Consider the following 13,827-nt stretch of genomic DNA (forward strand, 5'->3'; position numbering starts at 1 on the left):
TTAGTCCGTGCCGGGTCCGCCACCGTTGTCCGGGGCGTCGTCCGGGGCCGCGCACGCCGGCTCGGACCGCGCCCCGCCCAGGAAGCTCAGCGCAGCGCGTCCGCGACTTCCTTCGCCGCGTCCAGGACGCGCTGGCCCACCCGTTCCGGGACCGCGTCCGCGAGCATGACGACGCCGACGCTGCCCTCGATGCCCGTCACCCCGATCAGCGGGGCGGCGGCACCGGCCGCGCCCGCCTCCAGCTCGCCGTGGGTGAGCGTGTAGCCGGGCTCGCCGATCAGGCCCTGGCGGGCGGAGAGTATGGCCTTGCCGGCGGCGCCCCGGTCGAGCGGGTGCCGGAAGCCGGTGCGGTACGCGACGTGGTAGTCGGTCCAGGTCGGCTCGACCACCGCCACCGCGAGCGCCTCCGCCCCGTCGACCATCGTGAGGTGCGCGGTCGCCCCGATGTCCTCGGCGAGGGCCCGCAGCGCGGGCAGCGCGGCCTCACGGACCAGCGGGTGCACCTGCCGGCCGAGGCGCAGCACGCCGAGGCCGACGCGGGCACGGCCGCCCAGGTCGCGGCGGACCAGGGCGTGCTGTTCGAGCGTGGCGAGCAGCCGGTAGACCACGGTCCGGTTGACGCCGAGCTTGTTGGACAGTTCGGTGACGGTGAGGCCGTGGTCGGTGTCGGCGAGCAGCTTGAGGACCCTGAGGCCCCGGTCGAGCGTCTGAGAAGTCTCCGCGGTCACGACGCCCTCTCCTTCGGAGGTGAGTCGAAAGGGGTGCGTCGAAGGAGGGTCCGGGGCAGGCTCGCCCCGGCGCCACCCCGGCACCGGCTGCGCTCCGAGGCGGCGCTGCCACGGGGCGTGTGCGTTTCCGGGGGACAGTAGCGAGACCGTCCCGCTGAGCGGAAGAGTTAGTCCAGAATCCGGGCACCCGGGTCGACGGAAAGGCGTCGATCGGATGCGGTTTGCCCCTTTGGGGACCTTGGACATCCCACGTCGCACGTGCCCCGGGACCTCCGGCCCGCAAGTGGGGACCTTTGGTGCGGCGGGCGGGTGCCGTCCGCACATTACGTTGGCGCCAGGGGCTGTGAGACGCCCCGGCCGGTCCGTCGACGGGCCGGCGCCCAGCTAGAGCCGCACAGCAAAGGCCGCCGCATGAAGCTCCGCCGTACCGCCCCCTGTGTCGCCGTCGCCGTCGTCGCCGCCGCGGGCGCGCTGTTCTGGGCGCTGCCCGCGTCCGCCGCCACCGCCGCGCTGACCCTGGCCGTGGGTGCGGGGATGGTCGCGATGGGCCGGCACCGGCCGGTCCGGCAGTCGGCGCGGTGACGCGTGCGGGGTCGGTGACGCGCGCGGGGGCAGGGACGCGTACGGGGACAGGGGCGGGCCGCAGGGCCAACTGCCCCTCCCCCGGGCTCACTTCATCCGGGTCGCCCACTCCTGGACCTTGGCGATCCGCTGCCGGATCTGGCCCGCCGTCGCCTCCGCGCTCGGCGGGCCGCCGCACACCCGGCGCAGCTCGGTGTGGATCACGCCGTGCGGCTTGCCGGACTGGTGGACGTACGCGCTGACCATCGTGTTGAGCTTCTTGCGGAGTTCGAGGAGCTCCTTGTGGGAGACGACCGGGCGGCGCTCGGCGGGGAGTTCGAGGAGGTCGGCGTCCTCGTCGGGCCGCTTGCGGCTGTGCGCGATCTGCCGGGCCTGCCGCTTCTGCAGCAGCAGCTGCACCTGGTCGGGTTCGAGCAGTCCGGGGATGCCCAGGTAGTCCTGCTCCTCCTCGCTGCCGGGGTGGGCCTGCATGCCGAACTCGGCACCGTCGTAGAGCACCCGGTCGAAGACGGCGTCGGACTCCAGGGCCTCGAAGGGCAGCATGTCCTGCTCGCCGGTGTCCTCGTCCTCCTGCCGGTTCGCCTCCTCCATCTCCTTCTCGGACTCGGCGTACGGGTCCTCCTCGCCGCCCTTCTTCGGCTTGTCGAGGACGTGGTCCCGCTCGACCTCCATCTCGTTGGCGAAACCGAGCAGGTCGGGGATGGTCGGCAGGAACACGGAGGCCGTCTCGCCGCGCCTGCGGGAGCGCACGAAGCGGCCGACGGCCTGGGCGAAGAACAGCGGCGTCGAGATGGTGGTCGCGTACACCCCGACCGCGAGGCGCGGGACGTCGACGCCCTCGGACACCATGCGGACCGCGACCATCCAGCGGTCGTCGTTGCCGCTGAACTCGTCGATCTTCTTGGACGCGCCGGTGTCGTCGGAGAGGACGACGGTCGCCTTCGTGCCGGTGATCTCGCGGATCAGCTTGGCGTAGGCGCGGGCCGAGTCCTGGTCGGAGGCGATGACGAGGCCGCCCGCGTCCGGGATGCCCTTGCGGACCTCGGTGAGGCGCTGGTCGGCGGCCTTGAGGACGTTCGGCATCCAGTCGCCGCGCGGGTCGAGCGCGGTGCGCCAGGCCTGGCTGACGGCGTCCTTGGTCATCGGCTCGCCGAGCCGGGCCGCGATCTCGTCACCGGCCTTGGTGCGCCAGCGCATGTTGCCGCTGTACGAGAGGAAGATGACGGGCCGCACGACGCCGTCGCCGAGCGCGCTGCCGTAGCCGTACGTGTAGTCCGCGGACGACTTCCGGATGCCGTCGTCGCCCTCCTCGTACGTGACGAAGGGGATGGGGTTGGTGTCGGAGCGGAACGGGGTGCCGGTGAGGGCGAGCCGGCGGGTGGCGGGCTCGAAGGCCTCCAGGCAGGCCTCGCCCCAGGACTTGGAGTCGCCGGCGTGGTGGATCTCGTCGAGGATCACGAGGGTCTTGCGCTGCTCGACGCGGTTGCGGTGCAGCATCGGGCGCACGCCGACGCCCGCGTACGTGACGGCGACGCCCTGGTACTCCTTGCTGAGCGGGCCCGCGCTGTACTCCGGGTCCAGCTTGATCCCTATGCGGGCGGCGGCCTCGGCCCACTGCTTCTTCAGATGCTCGGTCGGGGCGACGACGGTCACCTGCTGGACCACGTGGTGGTGCAGCAGCCAGGAGGCGAGGGTCAGCGCGAAGGTCGTCTTGCCTGCGCCGGGCGTCGCGACGGCGAGAAAGTCCCGCGGCTGCTCCTGGATGTACCGGTCCATCGCCCCCTGCTGCCAGGCGCGCAGCTTGTTGGCGGTGCCCCAGGGGGCGCGGCCGGGGAAGGCGGGGGAGAGGTGGTGGGAGGAGGTGGCGGCGGTCGAAGTAGTCACGGTCTCCGTCAGGGTTCCTGCGCACAGCGCTCGGCTACGTATGACAACCGGGCCACCTTACCGGTGCGGCGTTGACGGCTCCGGCCGACTTGTCCGGAGCCGCCGGGGGTGGGACAGGAGTCACACGGGGCACGCCGGGGTTCCGGTCCGGCACCTCCGGGGCGCCGAGGCGGGCGGCCTCCTCGAACGGGCGGGCCCGTCAACACCCTCCCGGACGGGCGTACGTGAACGGGGTGTGGCAGTCGCGTTGCGGCCCTCGCCGTTTCCTTGAGCGGGGCCCGCGCACCGGCCTACGTTCGATGCACAGCACACGGCCGTGTGCCCGAGTGGTTGAGGGAACCGCCTGCAAAGCGGTTTACGCGGGTTCGATTCCCGCCACGGCCTCCGAGCGGGCGGGGCTCACTTCCCGTCGGCGGCGTCGAGGAGCTCCTGGACGTCCAGCTTGCCCATGCCGAGCATCGCCTTCATCGCCCGGTCGGCGCGGGCCGGGTCCGGGTCGAGCAGCAGGTCGTTGAGGACGCTCGGCACGATCTGCCAGGACAGGCCGTACTTGTCCTTGAGCCAGCCGCACGGGCCCGGCTCGCCGCCGTCCGCGGTGAGCGCCGACCACAGCCGGTCGACCTCCTTCTGGTCGTCGCAGTCGACGGCGATCGAGCAGGCCTCCGTGAACGAGAACTGGGGCCCGCCGTTGAGGGCCATGAACTCCGTCCCGGCCAGCTCGAACGTGACCACCAGGACGCTGCCCGGCTCCCCGGGGCCGGCCTCGCCCCAGCGCTGCACCAGCGTCACCCGGGAGTCGTCGAACAGCGACGTGTAGAACTCCGCCGCCTCCTGCGCCCGGCCGTCGTACCAGAGGCATGTCTTGATCTTCTGCGGAGTGGCCATGGCGGGTTCCCTTTCCTCGGGCGCGCGGGGCACGCGCGGTCACAGGGGTAGACCGCGCCTCCCCCGCGAACTCATCGCCCGCGCCCGCCGCCGCCCGGCCGCCTCAGCGCGTGTGCTCCCAGACCTGGAGTTCGTAGGTACGGCCCTTCTGGGTCACCTCGGTCGTCGGGACGTCCTCGCGGAGGCGGTACCCGGCCGCGCGGGCCACGCCGGTGCTGGCCGCGTTGTCCGCCTCGATCTGCAGGCGCAGGCGGCCGAGCCCGAGCTCGTCGTGCGCGTACGCGGTGAGCAGCCGGGTCGCGCGCAGGGCGAGGCGGCGGCCGCGGTGGGCGGCGCCGATCGCGTACCCGAGCGTGACCGCCCCGGCCGGGCGCTCCGTGCCGAGCGAGGCGAGCAGCACCTCGCCGAGCGGGGTCGCGCCGTCCTCGGTGACGGCGAGCTGGAGGCGGGTGCCTTCGGCGCGGTTGGCGCGGGCCCGGTCGAGGTAGGCGCGGGCGGCGGCCAGGTCGAAGGGTGAGGCGAGCGGGGTGCGGTGGGCGATGCCCGGCTCGTCGAACAGCTCGGTCATGGCGGGCAGGTCGGCCTCGGTCCACTCCCGCAGCACGAGCCCGTCACCGCGCAGGACGACGGGGGTGGAGGGGAGTTCGGGCACGGGGTCCTGGTCGTCGGGCGTCGGCTCCAACTCCCGTTCCTGGTCGGCCACTTGGCTCGGCGCGGCCGCCCGGCTCGCGTCGCCGACCCACGCCCCCTCCCGTACGAACAGCTCCTCCTCCGCACCTTCCACAGCATCTCCACCTTCGATGTGCATGAAGCCCATCCGCCCCTTCCGGCCTGCGTTTACTCTGCACGGACGGTACGCACCACGGGTCACGGGAAACCTCTCCCGCCTCTCCCGCCGCCGCGCTTCGCCCGCCTCGCCCCGAATCGTCGCCTGTGGGCCGGGGGGCCGTCACACCGGGGGTGTCCTGGCCTTGCGGCATGATGTGCGCATGGCAAGCACGGGGGATCTCATAGCGGGCCGGTACCGCATCTCGGCACGGCTCGGACGCGGCGGCATGGGCACCGTCTGGCGGGCGCAGGACGAGTTGCTGGGCCGGGCCGTGGCCGTCAAGGAACTCCACCTGGACGACGGACTGGCGTCCATGGACGCGGAGTTGGCGCGCGAGCGCACGCTGCGCGAGGCCCGCTCGGTCGCGCAGGTGCGGCACCCCAACATCATGGTGCTGCACGACATCGTCGAGCACGACGCGCAGCCGTGGATCGTGATGGAGCTGATCGACGGCCGCTCCCTCGCCGACCGCATCGCCCTCGACGGCCCCGTCTCCCCCGCCGAGGCCGCCCGCATCGGACTGGCCCTGCTCGACGCGCTGCGCGCCGCGCACGCCGCCGGGGTCCAGCACCGCGACCTCAAACCGGCCAACGTGCTCCTGGAGGCGCGCACCGGCCGCGTCGTCCTCTCCGACTTCGGGATCGCGCAGGTCGCGGGCCAGACGACGCTCACCGAGACCGGCTCGTTCGTCGGCTCGCCCGAGTACACGGCACCCGAGCGCATGTCGAACCGGCACACCGGCCCCGAGTCCGACCTGTGGTCGCTCGGCGTGCTGCTCTGCGCGGCCGTCGACGGCGCCTCCCCGTTCCACCGCGACTCGGTCGCCGCGGTCCTGCACGCCGTGGTGATGGACGAGATCCGCGTACCGGCCGCCGCGGGCCCGCTCACCCCGGTCGTACGCGGGCTCCTGGAGCGGGACGTGGAGCGGCGGATCACCCTCGACGAGGCGGAGCGGCTGCTGTGGCCGCTGGCCGAGGACGCGGCGACAGCCCCGCTCGCCACGGCCGGCGCCCGCGCGGCGGCAGCCGCCCCGGCCCCTGCCGCCACCGCGCCGCCCGCCTCCGCCTCCCCTTCCGCCCCGGCCGCCGACCCGCGCATCGCGCACGCCGCCGCCCCGTCGAACGCCGTGCCCTCGCAGGCCACGCCCACGCACCGCGCCGCCACGCAGGCGTCCGGCCCCGGCGGTGAACCGCGTATCCCCCGGCAGTCGCAGGGGCCGGGGAGCCGGGCGGCCGGAACGCCCGACGGGCCGGGGGCCGGCGAGCCGCTCGTCGCGTCGACCGTGCCCGCGCCGCCGCCGTCCCGGCGCCCGAAGGTGCGCACCGCCGTCCTCGCGGCCGCGCTCGCCGTGGCGCTCGCGGCGGGCGGCACGGGCTTCGGGCTCTGGTACGCGGGCCGCGACCAGGCCCCGAAGGCCGAGTCGGCCGGGCAGGCCGAGGACGCCGAGCCCACCCCGTCCGCCGACGGCCCGAAGGGCGACCGCGTCCCCGACGCCAAGCCGAACCCCACCGCGTCCGACAAGGCGAAGCCCACCGGCCCCGCGGAGAAGGAGCGCCCGGGAGGCGCCGGGGGCGGCGGCACGACCGAGGCGCCGGACGACGGCGGCTCGGATGCGCCCTCCGCCGACCCCGCGCCCGCCGGGTACCACACGGTCACCGACCCGCTCGGCTTCACGGTCGCGGTGCCCGACGGCTTCACCCGTTCCTACGAGGCGCCGCGCGTCTACTACTACTCCCCCGGCAAGAAGTTCCGCCTCGGCTTCCACCCCCAACCCCAGGACCCCGAGGGCCCGTTGGCGGTCATGCAGCAGGCGCACCAGGACGGCCCGGACGACTACCCGGGCTACCGGAACGGCTCCGTCACCGAGACCTCGCACGGCGGAAATCCGGCCGCGCTCTGGAAGTTCGCCTGGGACGGCACCGCCGCCGACGGCGGCCCCCGGCAGACGTACGACCTGAGCTGGGACGAGGGCGGCAGGATGTACGACCTGTGGATCTCCGGGCCGCTCGCCGAATCCGCCACCGCCAAGGCGCACTTCGACGTCGCCGTGGAGACGTTCACCGCCGGCTAGTCCGGCACGGGGACGCCAACTGCCCCGCCCGCAAAGCCACTTGACCCACTTCGTCCCCTTCTGCTGCCGCGCGCGCTCTCGTACCGTCAGGGCCGTCTCTTGTGATGGCCATGCCGAAGAAGAGAGGTCCCCCGTGCTCAGACCTTCCACGGCCAGACCGGCCGCGCGCGGCCGAAGAACCCTCCGCCGGAACCGGCTGCTCCACCTCGTGCTCGCCCCGCTCGCCGGACTCGCCCTGCTCGCCGCCCCGGCCGACGCCGCTCCCCCGCCGACCGAGGACGAGTACCGGCCGGTGCGCGGCCCCTCCGCCCCCGCCGAGTACCGCTACCGGCAGAAGGCCCTGCCCGGCGAGACGCTGCCCCGGCACGCGCACGCCGAGGCAGCCGCCGAGGCGCGCAGACTCCCGGTGGGCGGCGGCGACTGGAAGTCGATCGGCCCCACCAACATCGGCGGCCGGATCGTCTCCCTCGCCCTCGACCCGAAGCGCGCCGACACCCTGTACGCGGCCGCCGCCAGCGGCGGCATCTGGCGCAGCACCGACGCCGGGAAGACCTTCGAACCGGCCTGGCCGGACGACGCGACCCAGGCGATGGGCGCCGTCGCCACCGGCCCGGACGGCACCCTGTACGCAGGCACCGGCGAGCCCAACCCGGGCGGCGGCTCCATCACGTACGAGGGCACCGGCCTGTACCGGTCGACCGACGGCGGCAAGAGCTGGAAGCCCAGCGGGCTGCGCGACTCCGGCGCGATCAGCGCCATCACCGTCGACCCCGACAACCCGAAGCGGGTGTACGCGGCGGCCGCCGGGTCGCTGTACAACGGCGGCGGCGACCGGGGCGTGTACCGCTCCGAGGACGGCGGCAAGACCTGGAAGCGGATCCTCCGGGGCGCCAACGAGTTCACCGGCGCCACCGAGATCTTCGTGCAGGACGAACGGCTCTACGCGGTCCTGTGGGACCACCGCCGCACCCCCGAGAAGCGCACGTACGGCGGCGTCGGCTCCGGCGTGTTCCGCAGCGACGACGACGGCAGGAGCTGGGAGCGGCTCGGCGGCGGCCTGCCCGAGGCGGGCCCGGACGTCGGCCGGATCGGACTGACGGTCGCGGGTGACCGCGTCTACGCCCTGGTCAACACCACCGCCGGCCCCTTCGAGGGCTTCTACGCCTCGGACGACGGCGGCGACTCGTTCACGAAGAGCGTCGCCGACGACCGGCTCAAGGGCTCGCAGTCGTCGTTCGGCTGGTGGTTCGGGAAGATCTGGGCCGACCCGGCCGACCCGACCCATCTGCACGCGGCGGGCGTGCCGTTGATGACCTCCAAGGACGCGGGCGCGACCTGGACGTACGACGACACCTCGATCCATGTCGACCAGCACGCCATGGTCTGGGACCCGCGCAAACCCGGCCGGGTGTACCTGGGCAACGACGGCGGCGTGTACCGCTCGGACGCGAACGGCGACGGCGGCTGGGTGAAGGCCGAGCACCAGCCGTACACCCAGCTCTACAGCGCCGCCATCACCCCGCAGGACCCGTCCCGGGTCTCCGGCGGCGCGCAGGACAACGGCTCGATCCGGTCGTGGGGCGGCGAGCGCTTCAACGAGTACCTGGGCGGCGACGGCGAGGAGAACCTGATCGACCCGACCGACCCGGACAAGGTGATCGCCTGCTACCAGTACGGCAACTGCTTCCGCTCCGCGGACGGCGGCGACACCATGACGTACTTCGCCGACGCCACCACCTACCAGCGCCGCAACTGGTTCACGCCCGTCGTGCACGACCCGGCCGACCCGAAGGTGCTCTACTACGGCGCCGAGGTCGTCAACCGGTCCACGGACGGCGGGAAGACGTGGAAGGCGATCAGCCCCGACCTGTCCGGCGGCCCCGGCGACGACCCCAACTACCCGAACTACGGCACGGTTTCGTCGATCGCGCCCGCGGGCGACGGGCGCACCGTGTACGCGGGCACGGACGACGGCCGGGTCTGGGTCACCGAGGACGGCGGCAAGAACTGGACGAGGATCGCCGAGGGGCGGCCCTGGACCACCCGGGTCGTGGTGGACCCGGCCGACCCGAAGCGGGTGTTCACCACCCACTCCGGCTACCGCTCCGGCTCGCCGCTGGCGCACGTGTACGGCTCCACGGACGGCGGCCGCACCTGGGACGACCTGTCCGGGAACCTGCCGGACGCGCCGGTCAACGACCTGGTGGTGGGCGAGGGCCCGGCCTCCGGCGCGCTGCTCGTCGGCACCGACCAGGGTGTGTTCCGCTCCCCGTCGGGCTCCGGCGACGACTGGCAGCGGTACGGGCACGGGCTGCCCGCGGTGCCGGTCGACGACATCGAGTACGACCCGTCGCGGGGCCGTCTCGTCGCGGCGACGTTCGGGCGGGGGTTCTACGAGCTCTCGATGAGCTGACCGCGCGCCGAGGCCGCCGACAGACTCGGCAACTCCCCTGCTGCGGCCGCCTGTTGGGGCGCACGCGTGTGTACCCCAGGTTCACAGTCCGGGCGGATCTTGTGATCCGCCCGGACCGGGCACGCGACACCCCCTAAACTCCCCGCGTGGCGATCACGCGTGAGTTATCCACGGATGCAAATCAGCAACTTCGCTTAGCCCTCCTCGGCCCGCTCCAGGCCTGGCGCGGCACCACCCCCGTGGACCTCGGCCCGGTGCGCGAACAGGCCCTCCTCGCCGCACTCCTCCTCCGCCCCGGCCGTACCGTCACCCGGCAGCAACTCCTCGACGGAGTCTGGGGATCGGAGCCGCCCGGCACCGGCGCCAAGGTCATCCCCGTCTACGTGCACCGGCTGCGCAGGCGCCTCGACACCCCCGGCCGGGGCGCCGCCGAGTCCGTGCTCGGCACCGCACGCGGCGGCTACTGCTTCACGCCCGCGAACGCCCCGGGCGGCGCCTGGGTGGACGTCGTGCGCTGCGCGGAACTCGCCGCCGAAGGCCGGACGGCCCGGGACGCCGGCGACCTCGACACCGCGTCCGCCGCCTGGTCCGCCGCCCTCGCCCTGTTCCGCGGCGAGCCCCTGGCGTCCGTGCCGGGCCCCTTCGCGGCGGGCGAGCGCCTCCGCCTCACCGAGCAACGCCTCACCCTCGCCCAGGAGTTGGCGTCCGCCCGGCTGCGCCTCGGCCGGCACGCGGAGGCGATCGGCGACCTGTACGCGCTGACCGCGGAGCACCCGTACCACGAAGACCTGGCCGCCCTGCTGATGCGCGCCCTGTACGCCGCGAACCGCCAGTCCGACGCCCTCGACACCTACGCCACGACCCGCCGCCGCCTCATCGACGACCAGGGAGTGGAACCGGGGGCGGAGCTACGGCGGGTGCATGAGGCGGTGCTGCGGGGAGAGCCCACGCCGACGCCCCCCACCCTGGGCCCGAGCCGCACTTCGGGCTCCGCCTCCACTCCGGGGCACGGGCAGGTGCCGGGATCCGGGGAGGGCTCAGGCTCAGGCTCCAGGCAGACCCCGGGGTACGCCGCCACTCCCGGGCACGGGCAGGTGCACGATGCGGGCGATGCGTGGGACCCGGGCTCCGGCCACGTACCGGGTCGCGCCTCGGCCTCGGGGCACGGACAGGGATCGGGCTCCGGGCAAGTCCCGGGCCGCACCTCGGCCCCGGGCCACGGACACGTTGCGGGCCAGGCCTCTGCCCCGGAGCACGCCCAGCCCCCGCACCCGACCACACCCCCCGGCCCCGCCCCCGAGGCGTCCGTCCCGATCACCGCGCCCCGCGGGACTCGGCGGCAGGAGTTGCCCGTCGACGTCGGGCGGTTCGCCGGGCGGGAGTGGGAGCTCGGGCTGTTGCTCGCGGACGCCGAGCCGGGGGTGGTGACCGTGCGGACCGTCGACGGCATGGCGGGGATCGGGAAGACCGCGCTCGCCGTGCACGCCGCCCGGTCGCTGTCGGACGGGTACCCCGACGGCTGTCTCTTCGTCGAGCTGCACGGGCACCGCGAGGGCCACGAGGCGGCGGACCGCCAGCGGGTCCTGCGCCGGCTGCTTCGCGCGGTCGGCGCGGGCGAGGGCGAGGACTCCGAGGACCTCGACGAGCTGGCCGCGTCCTGGCGTGCCGCGACCGCGTCCCTGCGGCTGCTCCTCGTACTGGACGACGCCTCCGCCGCCGAGCAGGTGCGGCCGCTGCTGCCCGCCGGGCCCGGCAGCATGGTCCTGGTGACCAGCCGCAGACGCCTGACCGGCCTGGACGCGGACCGTCGGATCTCCCTCGCCCCGCTCGCCCTCGACGAGGCGGCCGGGCTGCTCACCCGCATCGTGAGCGGCACGGCCTCCGACCGTGCGGACGCCGCGCGCCGGCACGCCGCCGTACGCGAACTCGCCGCGCTCTGCGACCGGTTGCCGCTCGCCCTGCGGATCGTCGGGGCGCGGATCCAGGACCGTCCGCTGTGGGCGGTGGAGGCGCTCGCGGCGCGGCTCACCGACGACGAGCGCCGCCTGGACGAGCTGTCCGTCGAGGACCGCAGCGTCGAGGCCGCCTTCCGGCTCTCGTACGGGCAGCTGCCGCCCGGCGAGCAGCGGGCGTTCCGCGCCCTCGGCCTCTCGCCGACCGTGCAGTTCGACCGGCTCGCGCTCGCCGCCCTGCTCGGCCGCACTCCCGCGGAGGCCGAGCGGGCGCTGCAGCACCTGACGGACGCGTCCCTCGTCCAGCAGATCACCGCCGACAGGTACCGCCTGCACGACCTGATGGCCGTCTACGCCCGCCGCGTCGCCGCCTCCCACCCCGAGGAGGCGGCGACCGCCCGCGGCCGGCTCTTCCGGCTGTACGTGACCGCCGCCCGCTGCGCCAGCGACTGGGGCTCGTCCGTGCCCGACGCCGACGCCCGCGACACCGGCCCGTTCACCGACTGGGAGGACGCCGCGGCCTGGCTGGACGCGGCGGGCGCCGAACTCGTCGACGTGATCGGGCAGTCCGCGGCCGCCGGGCACCCCGACGACGCGTGCCGGCTCGCCGAGGCCCTGGTCGACTACCTCACCCGGCAGGGCCGCTTCCACGAGTGCCGTACCGCCCTGGAGACCGCCCTCCCCCTCGCCGACCGTTCCGCGGAACGACGCTTCGCGTCCGCGCTGCGCACCGGCATGGGCATCATGTACGGCCTCCAGGGGCGGTACGGCGAGGCCCGCGGCTGGTTCGCCCACGCCCTCGACCTCAGCCGCCGGGCCGGCGACCCGCACGAGCAGGCCCGCGCGTCGGCCGGCCTCGGCACGTTCGCCAACCTGGAGGGCGAGGCCGCCGAGTCCATGACCCACTTCGCCGAAGTCGCCCGCCTGATCGGCGCGTTGGAGCACGACGACTGGCTGATGGGCTCCGTGATGACCCGCGTCGGCGACATCCACCACCAGCTCGGCGAGCACGACAAGGCGTACGAGCGGTACACCGACGCCATCGCGCTCGCCGAGCGGAACGGCAGCCCCAGGCTCCTCGGCAAGACCCTGCTCCGGCTCGGCCGGCTCCAGCTCGACCTGGACCGGCCGGCCGAGGCGGCGGGCACGCTCGGCAAGGCCGAGGACCTCGCCCGCCGCCTCGGCGACGTACCGCTGCACTCCGCCGTCCTCGACCGCCTCGCCGGCGCCGAGACCCGCCTCGGCAACCCGGCCGCGGCGGCCGACCTGCGCCGCCGCGCCCGGGCGATGCTCGACGAGCAGACCGGCACCGAGTCGGAGATCGCGATCCGGCACCAACTGGTCTGGTACGGCGCCGCGTCCGAGGACCTCGCCGGAGCCCGCGACTTCTTCGCCCACCCCACGAACCTCCCCGCCACCCAAGCGGGCCGCGCCCGCATCCGCCGCGTCCTGGACGCACTGGGGCGGCGGGGGCGGGAGCAGGGGAGGTAGGTCAGCGCTGGACGGGGTTCCCGTTGTCGTCCAGCCACTGCACGCCGTTCGGGCTGTCCTCGGTCAGCGTCCGCTCGATGGCGTTGCCGGGCTTCGGGTAGTTGCCGTGCTTGGTGACGTAGCCGGGCGCGTTCAGCGGGGCGGCGTCGCAGATCGGGTCGCCGACGATGCAGTACCGGGTGACCGGGATCCCGTTGAAGTCCGCGGGGCCGGCGCCGGGCGAGGTGAAGAAGCCGGGGATGCCGATGCCGCGCGGGGCCTGTGCGCCGAGTCCGGTGCCGGGCTGCATCGGGTCGGCGTAGAGCTTGCCGGTGACCAGCTCGCGCGGGATGGACGTCTCGCCGCGGGCGATCTTCTGCAGGATCTCGTCGGCGGCCTGCGCGCCCTGCGAGTAGCCCGCGATGGTCAACTCGGCGTCCGGGTGCGCCCGGTGGGTCTCCTCCGCGACCCGCAGCCCCTCCTCGATGCCCTTGCGCACGCTGGCGTCGTACGTCGGCGCGGTGAGGGCCTCCGGGTGCACGCCCTTGTCGTCGACGACCGGGCCGCCGGGGCCGATGATCGGTCCGGCCGAGGCCGGGTAGCAGACGGTGACGGCCCTGTCCCCGAGCTGGTTGACCGCGTTCGCGGCGTCGTACGAGTACGTGCAGTGGGGCGCGGGCGGGGTGGCTCCGGTGCCCCCGATCTCGATGTAGTACCGATCCCCCTCAGCCGCCTGCGCGGCCCCCGGCAGCGCGACGACGGACCCGAACGCCAACGCGGCGGTCGCCGCCGCGGCACCGAACGCCCGCTTCCCCTTGCTCGTCTTGGCCATGCCTGTTTCCCCCTAGGAGTGGTGAACGCACGCGGCTCGGGGTTCGAGCCGGGCAACTCACAAGCTAGGGAGGGGTGTTGGCATCACGATGACATGAGGATGACTTGGCTGGCAGGGGGCTCACCCCGCGGCGTGATCGACGGTTGAGTAGGCTCGTCGCGTCCTGCACAGACCAAGGGGG

At 74.3% G+C, this 13,827-nt stretch carries 9 protein-coding genes and 1 tRNA gene; 5 read left to right on the forward strand and 5 right to left on the reverse strand.

What is annotated here, in order from left to right; genetic code table 11:
• Positions 1-86: 86 nt before the first annotated feature.
• Positions 87-728 (reverse strand): IclR family transcriptional regulator, encoded by a 642-nt coding sequence (locus ACIDOF_RS02455; protein ID WP_409003908.1) that lies wholly within the window; start codon positions 726-728, stop codon positions 87-89.
• A gap of 411 nt (positions 729-1,139) precedes the next feature.
• Here ACIDOF_RS02455 and ACIDOF_RS02460 point away from each other — a divergent pair, with 411 nt between their 5' ends.
• Entirely contained in the window at positions 1,140-1,310 is a 171-nt protein-coding gene (locus ACIDOF_RS02460) for a hypothetical protein (protein ID WP_409003909.1), read from the forward strand.
• Between the two features lie 87 nt (positions 1,311-1,397).
• Here ACIDOF_RS02460 and ACIDOF_RS02465 read toward each other — a convergent pair whose 3' ends face one another.
• The gene (locus ACIDOF_RS02465) at positions 1,398-3,194 is read right to left on the reverse strand and encodes a DEAD/DEAH box helicase (RefSeq protein ID WP_409003910.1); all 1,797 of its coding nucleotides are present in this window, start codon (positions 3,192-3,194) and stop codon (positions 1,398-1,400) included.
• 312 nt (positions 3,195-3,506) lie between these two features.
• On the opposite strand from ACIDOF_RS02465, the gene ACIDOF_RS02470 reads away from it, so the two are divergent.
• Positions 3,507-3,578 (forward strand) — tRNA-Cys (locus ACIDOF_RS02470).
• A 15-nt stretch (positions 3,579-3,593) separates the two neighbouring features.
• Here the strand turns inward: ACIDOF_RS02470 and ACIDOF_RS02475 are convergent.
• Together ACIDOF_RS02475 and ACIDOF_RS02480 are read right to left on the reverse strand one after the other, a co-directional pair.
• Positions 3,594-4,079, reverse strand: coding sequence for a VOC family protein (locus ACIDOF_RS02475; RefSeq protein WP_409003911.1), 486 nt, complete (start codon positions 4,077-4,079; stop codon positions 3,594-3,596).
• Between the two features lie 103 nt (positions 4,080-4,182).
• Positions 4,183-4,863, reverse strand: coding sequence for a GNAT family N-acetyltransferase (locus ACIDOF_RS02480; protein ID WP_409003912.1), 681 nt, complete (start codon positions 4,861-4,863; stop codon positions 4,183-4,185).
• Positions 4,864-5,068: 205 nt separating this feature from the next.
• Between ACIDOF_RS02480 and ACIDOF_RS02485 the strand changes: the two genes are divergently transcribed.
• The 3 genes from ACIDOF_RS02485 (at position 5,069) to ACIDOF_RS02495 (ending at position 12,835) form a co-directional block, all read left to right on the forward strand.
• A complete protein-coding gene (locus ACIDOF_RS02485) occupies positions 5,069-6,979 on the forward strand; it encodes a protein kinase domain-containing protein (RefSeq protein ID WP_409003913.1) in 1,911 nt (636 codons plus the stop codon).
• Positions 6,980-7,112: 133 nt separating this feature from the next.
• Positions 7,113-9,392, forward strand: coding sequence for a WD40/YVTN/BNR-like repeat-containing protein (locus tag ACIDOF_RS02490; protein ID WP_409003914.1), 2,280 nt, complete (start codon positions 7,113-7,115; stop codon positions 9,390-9,392).
• Positions 9,393-9,538: 146 nt separating this feature from the next.
• On the forward strand, positions 9,539-12,835 hold the full coding sequence (locus ACIDOF_RS02495; protein ID WP_409003915.1) for an AfsR/SARP family transcriptional regulator: 3,297 nt from the start codon (positions 9,539-9,541) through the stop codon (positions 12,833-12,835).
• A gap of 1 nt (position 12,836) precedes the next feature.
• Here the strand turns inward: ACIDOF_RS02495 and ACIDOF_RS02500 are convergent, their stop codons facing one another.
• Positions 12,837-13,646 (reverse strand): cutinase family protein, encoded by an 810-nt coding sequence (locus ACIDOF_RS02500; protein ID WP_409003916.1) that lies wholly within the window; start codon positions 13,644-13,646, stop codon positions 12,837-12,839.
• Between the last annotated feature and the right edge of the window lie 181 nt (positions 13,647-13,827).

This window comes from Streptomyces sp. Da 82-17, from assembly GCF_046098215.1.
Lineage (GTDB): Bacteria > Actinomycetota > Actinomycetes > Streptomycetales > Streptomycetaceae > Streptomyces.

Bases quoted from the DNA above. Each gene is read 5' to 3' on its own strand.
- ACIDOF_RS02460 (WP_409003909.1), top strand. From the start codon at position 1,140: ATGAAGCTCCGCCGTACCGCCCCCTGTGTCGCCGTCGCCGTCGTCGCC.
- ACIDOF_RS02475 (WP_409003911.1), bottom strand. From the start codon at position 4,079: ATGGCCACTCCGCAGAAGATCAAGACATGCCTCTGGTACGACGGCCGG.
- ACIDOF_RS02485 (WP_409003913.1), top strand. From the start codon at position 5,069: ATGGCAAGCACGGGGGATCTCATAGCGGGCCGGTACCGCATCTCGGCA.
- ACIDOF_RS02500 (WP_409003916.1), bottom strand. From the start codon at position 13,646: ATGGCCAAGACGAGCAAGGGGAAGCGGGCGTTCGGTGCCGCGGCGGCG.